The organism is Pseudomonas sp. LB3P81 (assembly GCF_054897965.1).
Genome location: NZ_JBUBVG010000001.1, coordinates 3,069,910 through 3,084,050 on the forward strand (window position 1 = coordinate 3,069,910; position 14,141 = coordinate 3,084,050).

At 61.2% G+C, this 14,141-nt stretch carries 13 protein-coding genes; 9 read left to right on the forward strand and 4 right to left on the reverse strand.

Going from position 1 to position 14,141, the window contains the following annotated elements; genetic code table 11:
* Positions 1–47: 47 nt before the first annotated feature.
* Positions 48–2,960, reverse strand: a complete 2,913-nt coding sequence (locus ACYZTL_RS14150; protein WP_461952307.1) for an aminotransferase — start codon at positions 2,958–2,960, stop codon at positions 48–50.
* A gap of 176 nt (positions 2,961–3,136) precedes the next feature.
* Here ACYZTL_RS14150 and rfbB point away from each other — a divergent pair, with 176 nt between their 5' ends.
* Genes rfbB through ACYZTL_RS14185 form a run of 7 tightly spaced genes read left to right on the forward strand, consistent with a single transcriptional unit; the run spans position 3,137 to position 10,218 of the window.
* Positions 3,137–4,219, forward strand: coding sequence for a dTDP-glucose 4,6-dehydratase (gene rfbB, locus ACYZTL_RS14155; RefSeq protein WP_461952308.1), 1,083 nt, complete (start codon positions 3,137–3,139; stop codon positions 4,217–4,219).
* Positions 4,216–5,091 (forward strand): glucose-1-phosphate thymidylyltransferase RfbA, encoded by an 876-nt coding sequence (gene rfbA / locus ACYZTL_RS14160; RefSeq protein ID WP_461952309.1) that lies wholly within the window; start codon positions 4,216–4,218, stop codon positions 5,089–5,091. The genes rfbB and rfbA overlap by 4 nt, the downstream gene beginning before the upstream one ends.
* Positions 5,088–5,633, forward strand: coding sequence for a dTDP-4-dehydrorhamnose 3,5-epimerase (rfbC, locus tag ACYZTL_RS14165; protein ID WP_461952310.1), 546 nt, complete (start codon positions 5,088–5,090; stop codon positions 5,631–5,633). Before rfbA ends, rfbC begins: the two co-directional genes overlap by 4 nt.
* A complete protein-coding gene (gene rfbD, locus ACYZTL_RS14170; protein ID WP_461952311.1) occupies positions 5,630–6,499 on the forward strand; it encodes a dTDP-4-dehydrorhamnose reductase in 870 nt (289 codons plus the stop codon). Before rfbC ends, rfbD begins: the two co-directional genes overlap by 4 nt.
* Before the next feature lie 36 nt (positions 6,500–6,535).
* Complete coding sequence (locus ACYZTL_RS14175) at positions 6,536–8,344, forward strand: sensor histidine kinase (protein ID WP_461952312.1); 1,809 nt, start codon at positions 6,536–6,538, stop codon at positions 8,342–8,344.
* On the forward strand, positions 8,341–9,735 hold the full coding sequence (locus tag ACYZTL_RS14180; RefSeq protein ID WP_461952313.1) for a sigma-54-dependent transcriptional regulator: 1,395 nt from the start codon (positions 8,341–8,343) through the stop codon (positions 9,733–9,735). Before ACYZTL_RS14175 ends, ACYZTL_RS14180 begins: the two co-directional genes overlap by 4 nt.
* 27 nt (positions 9,736–9,762) lie before the next feature.
* Positions 9,763–10,218 (forward strand): thioesterase domain-containing protein, encoded by a 456-nt coding sequence (locus tag ACYZTL_RS14185; protein WP_461952314.1) that lies wholly within the window; start codon positions 9,763–9,765, stop codon positions 10,216–10,218.
* A gap of 158 nt (positions 10,219–10,376) precedes the next feature.
* Here ACYZTL_RS14185 and cysQ read toward each other — a convergent pair whose 3' ends face one another.
* Positions 10,377–11,204: a 3'(2'),5'-bisphosphate nucleotidase CysQ gene (gene cysQ, locus ACYZTL_RS14190; protein WP_461952315.1), complete on the reverse strand. Its 828-nt coding sequence runs from the start codon at positions 11,202–11,204 to the stop codon at positions 10,377–10,379.
* Positions 11,201–11,767, reverse strand: a complete 567-nt coding sequence (gene nudE, locus ACYZTL_RS14195; protein ID WP_461952316.1) for an ADP compounds hydrolase NudE — start codon at positions 11,765–11,767, stop codon at positions 11,201–11,203. Before nudE ends, cysQ begins: the two co-directional genes overlap by 4 nt.
* Positions 11,768–11,856: 89 nt before the next feature.
* Here nudE and yrfG point away from each other — a divergent pair, with 89 nt between their 5' ends.
* Positions 11,857–12,519, forward strand: a complete 663-nt coding sequence (yrfG, locus tag ACYZTL_RS14200; RefSeq protein ID WP_461952317.1) for a GMP/IMP nucleotidase — start codon at positions 11,857–11,859, stop codon at positions 12,517–12,519.
* A 110-nt stretch (positions 12,520–12,629) separates the two neighbouring features.
* Here yrfG and lysM read toward each other — a convergent pair whose 3' ends face one another.
* A complete protein-coding gene (gene lysM / locus ACYZTL_RS14205) occupies positions 12,630–13,064 on the reverse strand; it encodes a peptidoglycan-binding protein LysM (protein ID WP_461952318.1) in 435 nt (144 codons plus the stop codon).
* Positions 13,065–13,200: 136 nt separating this feature from the next.
* Here lysM and ACYZTL_RS14210 point away from each other — a divergent pair, with 136 nt between their 5' ends.
* Complete coding sequence (locus ACYZTL_RS14210; protein ID WP_461952319.1) at positions 13,201–14,088, forward strand: LysR family transcriptional regulator; 888 nt, start codon at positions 13,201–13,203, stop codon at positions 14,086–14,088.
* Positions 14,089–14,141: the final 53 nt, after the last annotated feature.

Below are 14,141 nucleotides of genomic sequence, written 5' to 3' on the forward strand. Positions count from 1 at the left end.
GATCCACCGCATTCGCGAGCAAGCCCGCTCCCACAGGGGGGATGTGTTTACAAACCCTCGGCGAACACCTTCGCCAGCATGTCGACAAAGAAATCCACACTCCGGCGCGAGGTCACCATCGGCGGTTTGATCTTGAGGACGTTCAGATAATCCCCCGTCGGCTGCATGAAAATCCCCAACTCCCGCAGGCGATCACACAGCGCCGTGGTTTCTTCGGTCGCCGGTTCCAGGGTTTCGCGGTTGCGGATCAATTCGACGCCCAGATAAAACCCGGAGCCGTGCACCGCGCCCACCAGCGGATGACTGTCGACGAGCGCTTCCAGGCGCTCCTTGAAATACCCGCCCACGACCTGGGCGTTTTCCCAGAGTTTTTCCTCTTCCATCACATCCAGGACGGCCATGCCGATCTGGCAACTGACCGGGCTACCACCCGCCGACGAGAAGAAATAACCTTCTGCCTCCAGCGCTTCGGCGATTTCCCGGCGGGTGATCACCGCGCCCAGCGGCTGGCCGTTGCCCATGCCTTTGGCCATGGTGATGATGTCCGGCACCACGCCCTGCTCTTCGAAGCCCCAGAAGAAATGGCCCATGCGCCCGTATCCCACCTGCACTTCGTCGGCGATGCACACGCCGCCCTGGGCGCGAACCAAGCCGTAGACCTGTTTCAAATACCCCGGCGGCAGCGAGATGCCGCCGGCATTGCCGTACACCGGCTCGCAAATGAAACCGGCCAGCGGGCGCCCTTGCGCGGCGATTTTCGCCAGGTTGTGTTCGACGCTGCGCACATAATCCGGCGCACTGTCCGGACCACGGAATTCACCGCGATAAGTGTTCGGTGCCGTCACCGGGTGCACCCAGTCCGGGCGGCTGCTCAAGGCCTTGGGATTGTCGGCAATCGACGTCGAGACCGCGTCCGCGCCCACCGTCCAGCCGTGATACGCCTCCAGCACGCTGACGATGTCGCGACCGCCGCTGTAGGCCCACGCCAGGCGGATCGCCAGGTCGTTGGCCTCGCTGCCGCTGTTGACCAGGAACACCCGGTCCATGCCATCCGGCGACAACTTCAGCAACCGCTCGGAAAACTCGGCGACCGCCGCGTAGTTGAATCGCGAGTTGGTGTTGAGCAGCGACCACTGACGGCTGGCCACCGCGGCCATGCGCGGATGACCGTGACCGAGCACCGCGACGTTGTTGAGCATGTCGAGGTAGGAACGGCCCTGCATGTCGATCAAGTGGTTGCGCCAGCCGCGTTCGATGCGTGGCGGGTCGACGTAATAGTGTTTCTGGGTCCGGGCGAAACTGGCGTCGCGGCGCGCCAGCAAGGTCTGTGAATCAAGCTCCGCTTCAGCATCGCACGCCAGCCCCAGCAGCGCCGCCGGCGACGGACACAACGCTTGCCAGGCCGCCGCACGAGACGGCGTGCAAAACAACGGCGCATCGAACGAAGCGCCTCGGCACAACTGCACCCGCAACGGACCGCTGACCGCGCCCAAAACCTGGCCTTTGACCAGTGCCGCACCGGTGTGCAGCGACGGCGTCACGCCCCACAGCCGCACGCTCAATTGCGGGCCGTCGAGTTGCAACACACCCGGCGCCGGTTGATGGACCACCCCGGCAAATGGCGATTCTACCGCCGTGCCGTGGGGCACCCGCAACTCGACATGCAGCGGGCACGTGTCCGGTTCGCCGGCACTGTCGGGGCGGGTGCGGGACAAACGGTATTGTCCATAACGGCTCGCCGCCAGGCCGTGACCTGCAGCCGCTTCGCTCAACAACCGCTGATCGATCCCTTCCTGCTCCCAGTTACCAGCCTCGAAATGCGGGCTCAGTACGCCAAGGTCGATCAAGGCGAATTCACGCCCGACCAGGCTCGGCAGCAGCGGGACGAAGCCTTCGCTGCCGATGTCTGGCAGGCTCTGGCCGACAGCGGTGAGGATCGCCGCTTCCATCAACGCCAGCGGCACCGAGGTGGCAACGCGGAAAATCTCCCATTCGTGGGTCAGGTTGTCGCGACTGTATTGGTTACCCGGATCAATGCTGACCTGCTGTTCACCGCTGAGCACCAATACCGCCGCCCGCGCGACAATCAGTGGCCACAGCGCCAGCAACTCTTCGTGTTGCAACGGATTGACTGCGTGATAGGCCTGAACCGCCGGCAAGATATAGAACGGATCGCCACCGGCATGGTGCAGCAGCGCCGCGCAGGTCACCGAGAGGTCGGTGATGCGCCAAGTGCGGACCAGGTCACCGAAATCGATTACGCCCTGCAGTTGCCACTGGCGTTGCGCATCGCGCTGCCAGACCACATTGTCATCGGTGATGTCCATGTGGATGGCCTGCACCGGCAACTTGTCCACCAGCGGCTGCAAATGCCGCTCGGCCTGTTCGGCCACTTGCGCGATCAACGCTCGTTGCGCGTCCTCTTCAATGACCGGCAGCAAATGCGCGATCAAGGTGTTGGCGTGGCGCGCATCCCACTGAAGGGTGCGTTCAAGACCCGCATGGTTGAAATCGGCCAGCGCCTGGTCCATTTCACCGCAGAGCCGACCGAAACCGGCCACCACTGGACCGGGCAGATGGTCCAGGTGCGTGAGCGACTGGCCCTCGATGTATTCGAGCAGGCGCACGTGCACCGCTTGTCCGCCGACTTCAAGTGAAAGCAGATCGGCGCCGTTTTGCGCCGCAATCACTCGCGGCACCGGCACGCCGGAGTGCTCGGCCAGATGCTTGAGCCCCGCGTGCTGGGCTTGCAGCTCCAGCGCCGAATAGTCGCCCCGGCAGATTTTAAGGACGAAACGCCCCTGCGTGCTCTCGACGCGGAAGTTGAGATCCTGCTGGCTGCCAAGGGCCTGCAACCGTCCGCTCAGCCCGTAATGCCCTTCGAGCAGCTCTAGCGCTTGCTCCGCAGATACTTGCGGGCTGGGCAAACTGGCGCGATGAATCAACGTGGCGAGCGGCATACAACGACCCCTGAAATGTTATTAGGCGCTTATATCGCCACCGCATCGGTCGATAATCAACCCCTGTTAACGGGTCAAAACCCAAATAGACGTCACAACCCTATTGCGCCACCCCTCTCGTGCCGACAAGCTATGCTCATTTGCTTCAATCGTCTTACAGATAAAGGCTGGCCAATATGCGTATTCTCATCACCGGCGGTGCCGGTTTCATTGGCTCTGCCCTGGTTCGCCATCTGATTCGGCACACCGGGCATGAAGTGCTCAATCTGGACAAACTGACCTACGCCGGCAATCTCGAATCGCTGACCAGCATTGCCAACGACACACGCTACGAATTCGTGCAGGCCGATATCGTTGATCAGGCCGCCGTCAGCGCCGTGCTGGCACGTTTCCAGCCTCATGCAATCATGCACTTGGCGGCAGAATCCCACGTCGACCGTTCCATCGACGGTCCGTCGGATTTCATTCAAACCAATATCGTCGGCACCTACAGCCTCCTGGAGGCGACCCGCGCCTACTGGCAAACCCTGGCCGAACCGGAGAAAAGCGCTTTCCGCTTTCACCACATCTCCACCGATGAGGTCTACGGCGACCTGCATGGCGTCGATGATCTGTTTACGGAAACGACTCCGTACGCACCAAGCTCGCCGTATTCCGCCAGCAAGGCGGCTTCCGACCACCTGGTCCGTGCCTGGCAACGCACTTACGGCCTGCCGGTATTGCTGACCAACTGCTCGAACAATTACGGACCGTTCCACTTCCCCGAAAAACTGATCCCGCTGGTGATTCTCAACGCCCTGGCCGGCAAGCCGCTGCCTGTTTACGGTAACGGCCTGCAGGTTCGCGACTGGCTGTTTGTCGAGGATCACGCCCGGGCGTTGTTCAAAGTGGTCACCGAAGGGGTCGTCGGCGAGACCTACAACATCGGCGGTCACAACGAGCAGAAGAACATCGACGTGGTACGTGGCATCTGCGCACTGCTTGAAGATCTGGCGCCGAACAAGCCTGAAGGCGTCGCACATTTCGCCGACCTGATTACTTTCGTCCAGGACCGTCCTGGCCATGACCTGCGCTACGCGATCGATGCCAGCAAAATTGAGCGCGAACTCGGCTGGAAGCCCGAAGAAACCTTCGAGACCGGCCTGCGCAAAACCGTCCAGTGGTATCTGGAAAACCTCGAGTGGTGCCGCCGGGTTCAGGACGGCAGCTATCAGGGTGAACGACTGGGCGCCATCAATACCAAGGAGTTGATCGCATGATGAAAGGAATTGTTCTGGCCGGTGGTTCGGGCACACGTCTGCACCCGATCACGCTGGGCGTGTCCAAACAGCTGTTGCCGATCTACGACAAACCGATGATCTACTACCCGATCTCGGTCCTGATGCTGGCCGGCATCAAGGAAATCCTGGTGATCTCCACTCCGCAGGACCTGCCGCAGTACCGCAACCTGCTGGGTGATGGCAGTCAGTTCGGCGTGCATTTCAGCTACGCCGAACAGCCGTCGCCGGATGGCCTGGCCCAGGCCTTCCTGATTGGTGAAGAGTTCATTGGCAAGGATCCGGTGTGCCTGATCCTCGGCGACAACATCTTCCACGGTCAGCGCTTCAGCGAACAGTTGAATAACGCCGTTGATCGCTCGTCTGGCGCCACCGTGTTCGGTTACTGGGTCAAGGACCCGGAGCGCTTCGGCGTGATCGATTTCGACGACGAAGGCCGCGCCCTGTCGATCGAAGAAAAGCCGAAAGTACCGAAATCCAGCTACGCAGTGACCGGCCTGTACTTCTACGACAACGACGTGATCGAGATCGCCAAAGCCGTGAAGCCCTCGCCTCGCGGTGAACTGGAGATCACCGACGTGAACAATGCCTACCTCAAGCGTGGCGATCTGCAGGTCGAGCGCTTCGGTCGCGGCTTCGCCTGGCTGGATACCGGCACTCACGACAGCCTGCTTGAAGCGTCCCAGTACGTGCAGACCATCGAGCATCGCCAAGGGCTGAAAGTGGCCTGCCTCGAAGAAATCGCTTACGAAAAAGGCTGGATCGACCGCGAGCATTTGCTCGAGCGCGCCAAGTATTTTGGCAAGACCGGTTATGGTCAGTACCTTTACAAACTGGCGGAGGGTGGACAATGAATGTGATTGAAACCGCGCTGCCTGAAGTGTTGATCCTTGAGCCCAAGGTCTTCGGCGACGAGCGCGGCTTTTTCTACGAAAGCTTCAATGCCAAGGCATTCGAAGAGGCGACCGGCCTGAACAGGCAGTTCGTTCAGGACAACCATTCGCGCTCACAAAAAGGCGTGCTGCGTGGTCTGCATTACCAGCTGGAAAACACCCAGGGGAAACTGGTGCGGGTGACAGTCGGTGAAGTGCTCGATGTCGCCGTCGATGTTCGTCGCAGCTCAGCGAATTTCGGCAAATGGGTGGCGGTGCGCTTGTCCGCAGAAAACCGTCGCCAACTTTGGGTTCCCGAAGGTTTCGCCCATGGGTTTGTTGTCTTGAGCGAGTTCGCCGAGTTCCTCTACAAGACCACGGACTATTACAACCCGTCCGCCGAACGTTGCATCCGTTGGGACGATCCGACGCTCGCCATCGATTGGCAACTGGATGAAGCCCCCCAGCTTTCGGCCAAAGACCTACTAGGTAAAACCTTGCAAGAGATTGATCTGTTTCCATGAGAATTCTTATCAGCGGTCAGCATGGACAGGTTTCAAGTGAGTTACAGAAGCGCCTGGGTGTACTCGGTGAGTTGGTGGTTCCAGGTCGCGATCAGCTAGACCTGGCTCAACCGGAGCAGATTCGTCAGCAAGTCCGGCGCGTTCGTCCCGATCTGATCATCAACGCCGCGGCTTATACCGCGGTCGACAAGGCTGAAGGCGATGCGGCAGCAGCCTTCGCCGTCAACGCGGAGGCCCCCGGCATTCTCGCCGAAGAAGCCTTGGCGCTTGGCATTCCGCTGATCCATTACTCCACCGATTATGTGTTCGACGGCAGCAAGACGGAGCCTTACAACGAAGCCGACGCGCCTCATCCGCTGGGCGTCTACGGCCAGAGCAAACTGGCCGGCGAACAAGCAATCACGGCAGTACAGGGCAAGCATCTGATTTTGCGGACCAGTTGGGTTTACTCGACCCATGGCCACAATTTCCTGCTGACCATGCAACGTCTGCTGCAAGAAAAACCGGAGCTGCGCATCGTCGCCGACCAGTTCGGAGCGCCCACCTGGGCCGGCACGATTGCCAACAGCACACTCGCCCTGATCGAACGCTGGCAGGCCGGCGAGACCGGTGCCTGGGGCACCTATCACCTGACCGCGCAGGGTGAAACCTCGTGGTTCGGTTTCGCCCAGGCCATCGGCGAAGCGCTGCGGGAACAGGGAAAGCCTTGCGCAAACCTGCTGCCGATTACCACCAGCGACTACCCGACACCCGCCACTCGACCGCTGAACTCACGACTGGATTGCAGTCGCCTGCTGCGCGAATGGGGCGTCCGTCAGCCGGACTGGCAAACCGCGCTGCGCGAGTGTCTTGCCGGACAAGCCTAGGCATAATGCGCCTGTACCCACAGGCGCCTGATGCTCATGAACCCGACCCTCCCCCGCCGACCCCGCTGGCGCAGCCTGGCCCTGCTCGCGCTGTGCCTGGCGCCCTTGCTGTGGCCGCTGGAGCATCTGGCCGAGCGCTATTACCGCAGCGAACTGGCCGGGCAGAACCGTCAGACCCTCGACCTGTACGTCGCCAACCTGCTGGGCACGCTGCATCGCTATGAAGTATTGCCGCAGATTCTTGGCGACCTGCCGGCCCTGCGCGCAGACCTGTCGGCACCGGACGACGGCGTAACGCAAGGCAACGCCAACCGGTTGCTGAAGAACATCAGCGCCCAGACCGGCGCCGAAGTCATGTACCTGATGGACACCACGGGCAAGACGCTCGCCGCCTCCAACTGGGACAAACACGACAGTTTCGTCGGGCGCAATTTCGCCTTTCGGCCGTATTTCAGTGAAGCCATGGCCGGGCGTCTGGGGCGCTTCTTCGGCCTGGGCACCACGTCGGGCAAGCGCGGGTACTTCTTCGCGGCAGCGGTGCGTGATCGCGAAAAAATCATCGGTGTGCTGGTGGTCAAAGTTGACTTGGACCACACCGAGAGCCTTTGGGGTAAAACCCCGGAACAACTGCTGGTGACCGACCACAACGGCGTGGTCATTCTCACCTCGCGGCCTGAATGGCGGTTTCGTGCGACCCGTCCGTTGAGCGACGCCGAGCGCGAGGCGATCACCGCGATTCAACCCTACCCGACCCGCGACCCCAAGCCGTTGACCCTCAATCCGGACGCGTGGTTGACCCAGACCCGGCAGATCGACGAAACCGGCTGGAGCGTCAGCATTCTTGCGCCGCGCACCCTGATCGACCGCCCGGTGCGCACGGTGGTTGCCATCGGCGGCGCGACGCTGCTGGTGTTGATGCTGTTGCTCGGGCTGATGATGCAACGCCGCCGTCACTACCTGGAACGCATCGCTTTCGAAGCCAAGGCCCGCCGGGAACTGGAAGGCCGCGTCGCCGAGCGCACCAGCGATCTGGAAGGCCTCAACCGCCGACTGAAACAGGAAGTGCTGGAACGCGAACACGCGCAGCAGGAACTGGTGCGCGCCCAGGATGACCTGGTGCAGGCCGGCAAGCTGTCGGCGCTCGGGACCATGTCGGCGAGCATCAGCCACGAACTCAATCAACCGCTGGCGGCGATCCGCAGCTACGCGGAAAACGCCGAAGTGCTGCTCGATCATCAGCGCACCGACGATGCGCGCGGCAACCTCAAGCTGATCAGCGAACTGACCGGGCGCATGGCCTCGATCATCGCCCACCTGCGCGCCTTTGCCCGGCGTGATCGCCACGCCCCGGAAAGCGTCGCGCTGCAACCGGCACTCGATGACGCACTGGCGCTGCTGGCCAAGCGTCGACGGAGCATGGAAGTCGAGCTGATCCGCGACTTGCCGGCCGCCACGTTGTGGGTCGAGGCCGGGGAAACCCGTTTGCGCCAGGTGCTCGGCAACCTGCTGGCCAACGCGCTGGACGCGCTGACGGAAAAAGGTCCGCCGCGTAAACTCTGGTTGAGTGCCCAATCCACTGCCGATGGCGTCAATCTGTACATTCGCGACAACGGCCCGGGCTTTTGCATGGAAGCCCTTGGCCGCGCCAGCGAGCCCTTCTACACCACCAAGACCCGCACGCAGGGGCTGGGTCTGGGGCTGGCGATTTGCGAGACGCTGATGCGCGCTTTCGGGGGTGAACTGTCATTCGCCAACCACAAGGAAGGCGGCGCCCTGATTACCCTGAAACTGCGCGCAGGCGCACCGGGCGTGAGCCTGCAACCGTCCGAGGACCGAAGTGCATGACCATCGACAACCGCATCCAGGTCGTGCTGATCGACGACGATCCCCATCTGCGTCAGGCCCTGAGCCAGACGCTGGACCTGGCGGGCCTGAAAATCCTGCCGCTTGCCGAAGCCAAGGGCGTGGCCGGGCAACTGGAGCGCGACTGGCCGGGAGTGGTGGTCAGCGACATCCGCATGCCGGGCATGGACGGTCTTGAGTTGCTGACTGAACTGCACGCGCAAGACCCGGAGCTGCCAGTGCTGCTGATCACCGGTCACGGCGACGTGCCGCTGGCGGTGCAAGCGATGCGCACCGGCGCTTATGACTTTCTGGAAAAACCCTTCGCCAGCGACGCCCTGCTCGACAGCGTGCGCCGCGCATTGGCCTTGCGCCGGCTGGTGCTGGACAACCGCAGCCTGCGTCTGGCCCTGAGCGATCGCAATGAACTGAGCACAAGACTGGTCGGACAATCGGCACCGATGCTGCGCCTGCGTGAGCAGATCGGCGCACTGGCGGCGACCAAGGCCGACGTGCTGATCCTCGGCGAAACCGGTGCCGGTAAAGAGGTCGTAGCCCGGGCGCTGCATGATCTGTCGAGCCGACGTAACGGCCCGTTCGTGGCGATCAACGCCGGGGCGCTGGCGGAATCGGTGGTGGAAAGCGAATTGTTCGGTCACGAGCCGGGCGCCTTTACCGGCGCGCAAAAGCGTCGCATCGGCAAGTTCGAATTCGCCAGCGGCGGCACGGTCTTCCTCGATGAAATCGAAAGCATGAGCCTGGACGTGCAGGTGAAGTTGCTGCGTTTGCTGCAAGAGCGGGTGGTCGAGCGCCTGGGCGGCAATCAGCTGATCCCGCTGGACATCCGCATCATCGCTGCAACCAAGGAAGACCTGCGCCAGTCCGCCGATCAGGGGCGCTTCCGCGCCGACTTGTATTACCGTCTCAACGTCGCGCCGCTACGCATTCCACCGTTGCGCGAACGGGGTGAAGATACGCTGATGCTATTCCAGTATTTCGCCGATGAAGCCAGTGCTCGCCATGGCTTGCCGCCCCACGAACTGCAACCGGGACAACGGGCCTTGCTGCTGCGTCACACCTGGCCGGGCAACGTGCGGGAATTGCAGAACGTCGCCGAACGTTTTGCCCTGGGCCTGGAACTGGCGCTGGACAATAGCGCGCCGGAGAGTGGGGCGAGCACAATGGTTGAAGTGGTCAGCGGCGGGTTGAGCGAGCAGGTGGAAAACTTTGAGAAGTCGCTGATTGCCGCCGAACTGGCGCGCTCTCACAGCTCGGTGCGCAGCCTCGCTGAAGCCCTCGGCATTCCACGCAAGACCTTGCACGACAAACTGCGCAAGCACGGGCTGAACTTCGCCGACAGCGGCGCCAGCAGCCACACTGACGAACTCGATTGAGTCATCACTTCAAACAAGAGGCCCAGCATGAACCGCGACAGTCGTCACCTGGAATCAGTCCTCCATCGCGACATTCCCCTGACGCAGGCCATGGGCGTCAAAGTGCTCGACTGGCACGACCAGCAACTGCGCCTGCACTTGCCGCTGGAGGCCAACGTCAACCACAAGAGCACCATGTTCGGCGGCAGCCTGTATTGCGGCGCGGTGCTGGCAGGTTGGGGCTGGCTGCATTTGCGTTTGCGTGAAGAAGGGATTGAAGACGGGCATATCGTGATTCACGAAGGGCAGATCAGCTATCCGCTGCCAGTGACCATGGACGCGACAGCGATTTGCCAGGCACCGAGTGCGGCGGTGTGGAAGAGGTTTGTGGCGATGTATCAGCGCTATGGACGGGCACGGTTGACGCTGCATTCGCGGATTGTGAATGTGGGGAGTGAAGAGGATGCGGTGACGTTTACCGGGCAGTACGTCCTGCATCGGTAACGACACAACACCTGTGGCGAGGGAGCTTGCTCCCGCTCGGCTGCGCAGCAGTCGCAAGTCAGGCAACAAGGTTTAACTGGTACTGCGCAGTGCCTGGGTTTGGGGCCGCTTCGCGACCCAGCGGGAGCAAGCTCCCTCGCCACAAATTTGTGTGAAACTCAGGAGCGCGCCAGTTCCAGCAACTTTTCACGCCACGCAGCCTTAGCCGGCAGCGCCAGGAAAAACTCGTTCAGCAAAGACTCCCGCGCCGGATAACAAAACGGCGCACCGCTCAGATCCAGCACTTCACCGCCCGCCCCTTCCAGCACACCTTGCGCAGCAGCCGTATCCCACTGAGAAGTCGGCGCCAGACGCGGATAACAATCCGCCGCGCCTTCCGCCAGCAGGCAAAACTTCAGCGAACTGCCGATATTGGCCAGTTGCAGCTCACCGAGGCTGTCACTCAGTCCGGCCAGCAAGCGTTCCTGCTCCGGGCTCGAATGCCGACGACTGGCGACGACCGTGAAGGCCTCGCCCGGGGCGGGCACGGTGCGAACCTGAATCGGCGACGGCTCGACGTCTTTATCACCACGCCACGCGCCCAAGCCGGCGCCACCCACATAGAAACGCCCGTTGGTCGGCATCGACACCACGCCAAACACCACTCGTCCCTGCTCGATCAACGCAATGTTGACGGTGAACTCTTCGCTGCCGGAGATGAACTCCTTGGTGCCATCCAGCGGATCGACCAGCCACCAACGCTGCCAGCCGGCACGCACGCTCTGCGGGATGTTGGCGTCTTCCTCGGACAACACCGGAATGCTCGGGTCCAGCGCGGTCAGCCCGGCCAGAATCAGATGATGAGCCGCCAGGTCGGCTGCGGTGACGGGTGAATCGTCAGCCTTGGCGGTTACTTCAGTGCCGGTGCGCCAGAACGGCAGAATCGCGTCGCCAGCCTTCAACGCCAGTTCAACCACCGGCGCCATCAATGGATGCGGAAAATTCATGGCAGGAACACCCCACGCTGAGTCAACAGATCACGGGCCAGGTACAACGCCGCCAAGGCACGCCCCTCGGTGAATTTCGGGTTCTGCGCCAGGGCCGACAACTCTCGCAGATTGATCTTGTCCACGCCCATTGGCTCGGGCTCGTCGCCTTCAAGACTTTCTTCATACAGGTCGGTGGCCAGCACTATCTGAATCTTCTGACTCATGTAACCGGGCGACAAGGACAACTCGGTCAGATGCTCCAATTGTCGCGCGCCATACCCGGCTTCTTCCTTGAGCTCGCGCCCCGCCGCTGCCAGCACGTCTTCACCCGGTTCGATCAAGCCCTTGGGCAGCGACAGCTCATATTCATCGGTGCCGCCGCAGTATTCCTCGACCAGCACCGCGTGGTCCGCATCGAGCATCGCCACGATCATCACCGCGCCATACCCGGCGCCTTTGCCGACCAGTCGCTCATAAGTGCGCTCCACGCCATTGGAAAAGCGCAATTTCAGCTCTTCGACGCAGAACAAACGGCTGGTGGCGACAATCTCGCGGGCGAGGATGGTGGGTTTCTGGCGCATGAAAAGCTCCTAGGCGTGAACGCGTTACTATACCCGGCCTATCCTGATTGTTGACCTCGGATATTTTTTTACCGTTGGAGAAGTTTTTTATGTCACTGCTGCCGTGGCGCGACATCGACACTGTTCTGCTGGACATGGACGGCACGCTGCTGGACCTGCACTTCGACAACCATTTCTGGATGGAGCACTTGCCTCAGCGTTACGCCGAGTTGCACGGGGTGAGCCGGGCCATGGCGGAGATGGAATTGCAGCCGCTGTTTGAACGCAACGCCGGCCAGTTGCAGTGGTATTGCCTGGATTTCTGGAGCGCCGAGCTGAAGCTGCCGGTGCGCGAGCTGAAACTGGAAACCGCGCACCTGATCGCTTTGCGCCCGGATGCGGATACGTTTCTGGAGGCGATCAAGAAGGCCGGCAAACGTGTGGTGATGATCACCAATGCGCACCGTGATTCGCTGTCACTGAAACTGGAAAGAATTGAACTGGCGCCGTACTTCGAGCGGTTGATCAGCTCTCACGATTACGGCTTTCCCAAGGAGAATCCGCAGTTTTGGGAGGCATTGCAGGCGGATATCGGCTTCGATCCGGCGCGCAGCCTGTTTATCGACGATACGTTGCCGATCCTGCGCAGTGCGCGAGATTTCGGGGTTACGCATTTATTGGCGGTGAGTGAACCGGATAGCCGCAAGGGGCCGAAGGATACGGCGGAGTTTGCGGCGGTGGTCGATTATCGGGAGTTGATTGCAGGGCTTTGATTCCATGTAGGAGCTGCCGAAGGCTGCGATCTTTTGATCTTCGATGTTTTGAAGCTGCCAAAAATCAGGATCAAAAGATCGCAGCCTTCGGCAGCTCCTACGGCCTCACATTATTCGGGAATCCGCAACGACTGCCCTGGATAAATCTTGTTCACATCCTTGAGCATCGGCTTGTTCGCCTCGAAGATTTTTTGATACTTGTTGGCATCGCCATACACGCGCAAGGAAATCGCGCTAAGGGTGTCGCCCTTCACAACCGTGACAAAGGTCGCTGCCGTCACCACCGGCCCGGTCACCGTAATCTGGTCATCCACGCTACCGACCCCGGCGATATTGCCCACCGCCAGCAGGATCTTTTCCTTCTCTTCCTGGCTCGCCACTTCACCGATCACCGAGACCTTGTCACCATCCACCGTCGCCTGCACATTCGGATTTCCCAGGCCGACCTTGCTGATGTGTTCCTTCAACTGCTCATTGGCGTTGCCGGGCGTCAGCAGGTCGATAAGCTTTTCGCCTGCTTCTTTCACAAAGCTAAAAATACTCATGGTGCACTCTCCTTGGGTTTCAGGTTCCGGACGCAAAAGCCTAGACCAAGGTGGCAACCCTCAGCTCCCACCCGACCAATGACGCCGCTGACCGCCAGGCGCTAGAATCCGGACCTTCCCGCGCCCTGGAGCGAAGATGGACATCAAGCAGCTGAAATTCCTCATCGCCCTCGACGAAACCCGGCATTTCGGCCAGGCCGCCGCGCGTTGTCACATCACCCAGCCGACCCTGTCCATGCGCCTGCGCAGCCTCGAAGAAGAGCTGGAGTTGCCATTGGTCAACCGTGGTCAGCGCTTCGAAGGCTTCACCGCACCGGGCGAACGAGTACTGGCGTGGGCGCGCACCGTGCTGGCAGCCTGTGACGGTTTGCAGGCCGAGGCCGCTGCCTGTCGCGGCAACCTGGTCGGTACGCTGCGTCTGGGCGTGGTGCCGTTGTCGAGTTTCGATCCGCTGCCCCTGCTGCGACGTTTGCACGCCGAACACCCGAACCTGCGTTTCGAACTCTCGGCGTTGAGCTCCGAGCAGATCCTCGAACAACTGGCGAACAATCGCCTGGACCTCGGTGTGTCGTATCTGGAGCGCCTGGATGCCGAACGTTTCGATTCCCTGTCGTTCAGCGAAACCCGCATGGGTCTGCTCTACGATCAGCGCTTCTTCACCTTCGGCGAGGCGCCGCTGAGCTGGGAGTCGCTGATCGAACTGCCGCTGGGCATGCTCACCAGCGGCATGCATTTTCGCCAGTCCATCGACCACAATTTCCACAGCCGCGGCCTCACCCCGCAGCCGCTGTTGCAGACCGATGCCGTGCATCAACTGTTACAAGCTGTACACGGTGGTTTGTGTTGCGCCGTGATGCCGCTGGACGGTGGTCTGGAAAACCTCACTGATCATTTGCGTCTGCACCCGATCGAAAACGCTCAGACCCTCAGCCGACTGGGGCTGATCATGCGTCGCAGCGCACCGCGCTCGGCGTTGGCGGAAGCCTGTTTCGCGATCTATCAACAATCAATGACAAACTCTTGATCGACGCCATCTATCGGCAGATCAGTAATAGCGATTAGACGCGACAACTTGAC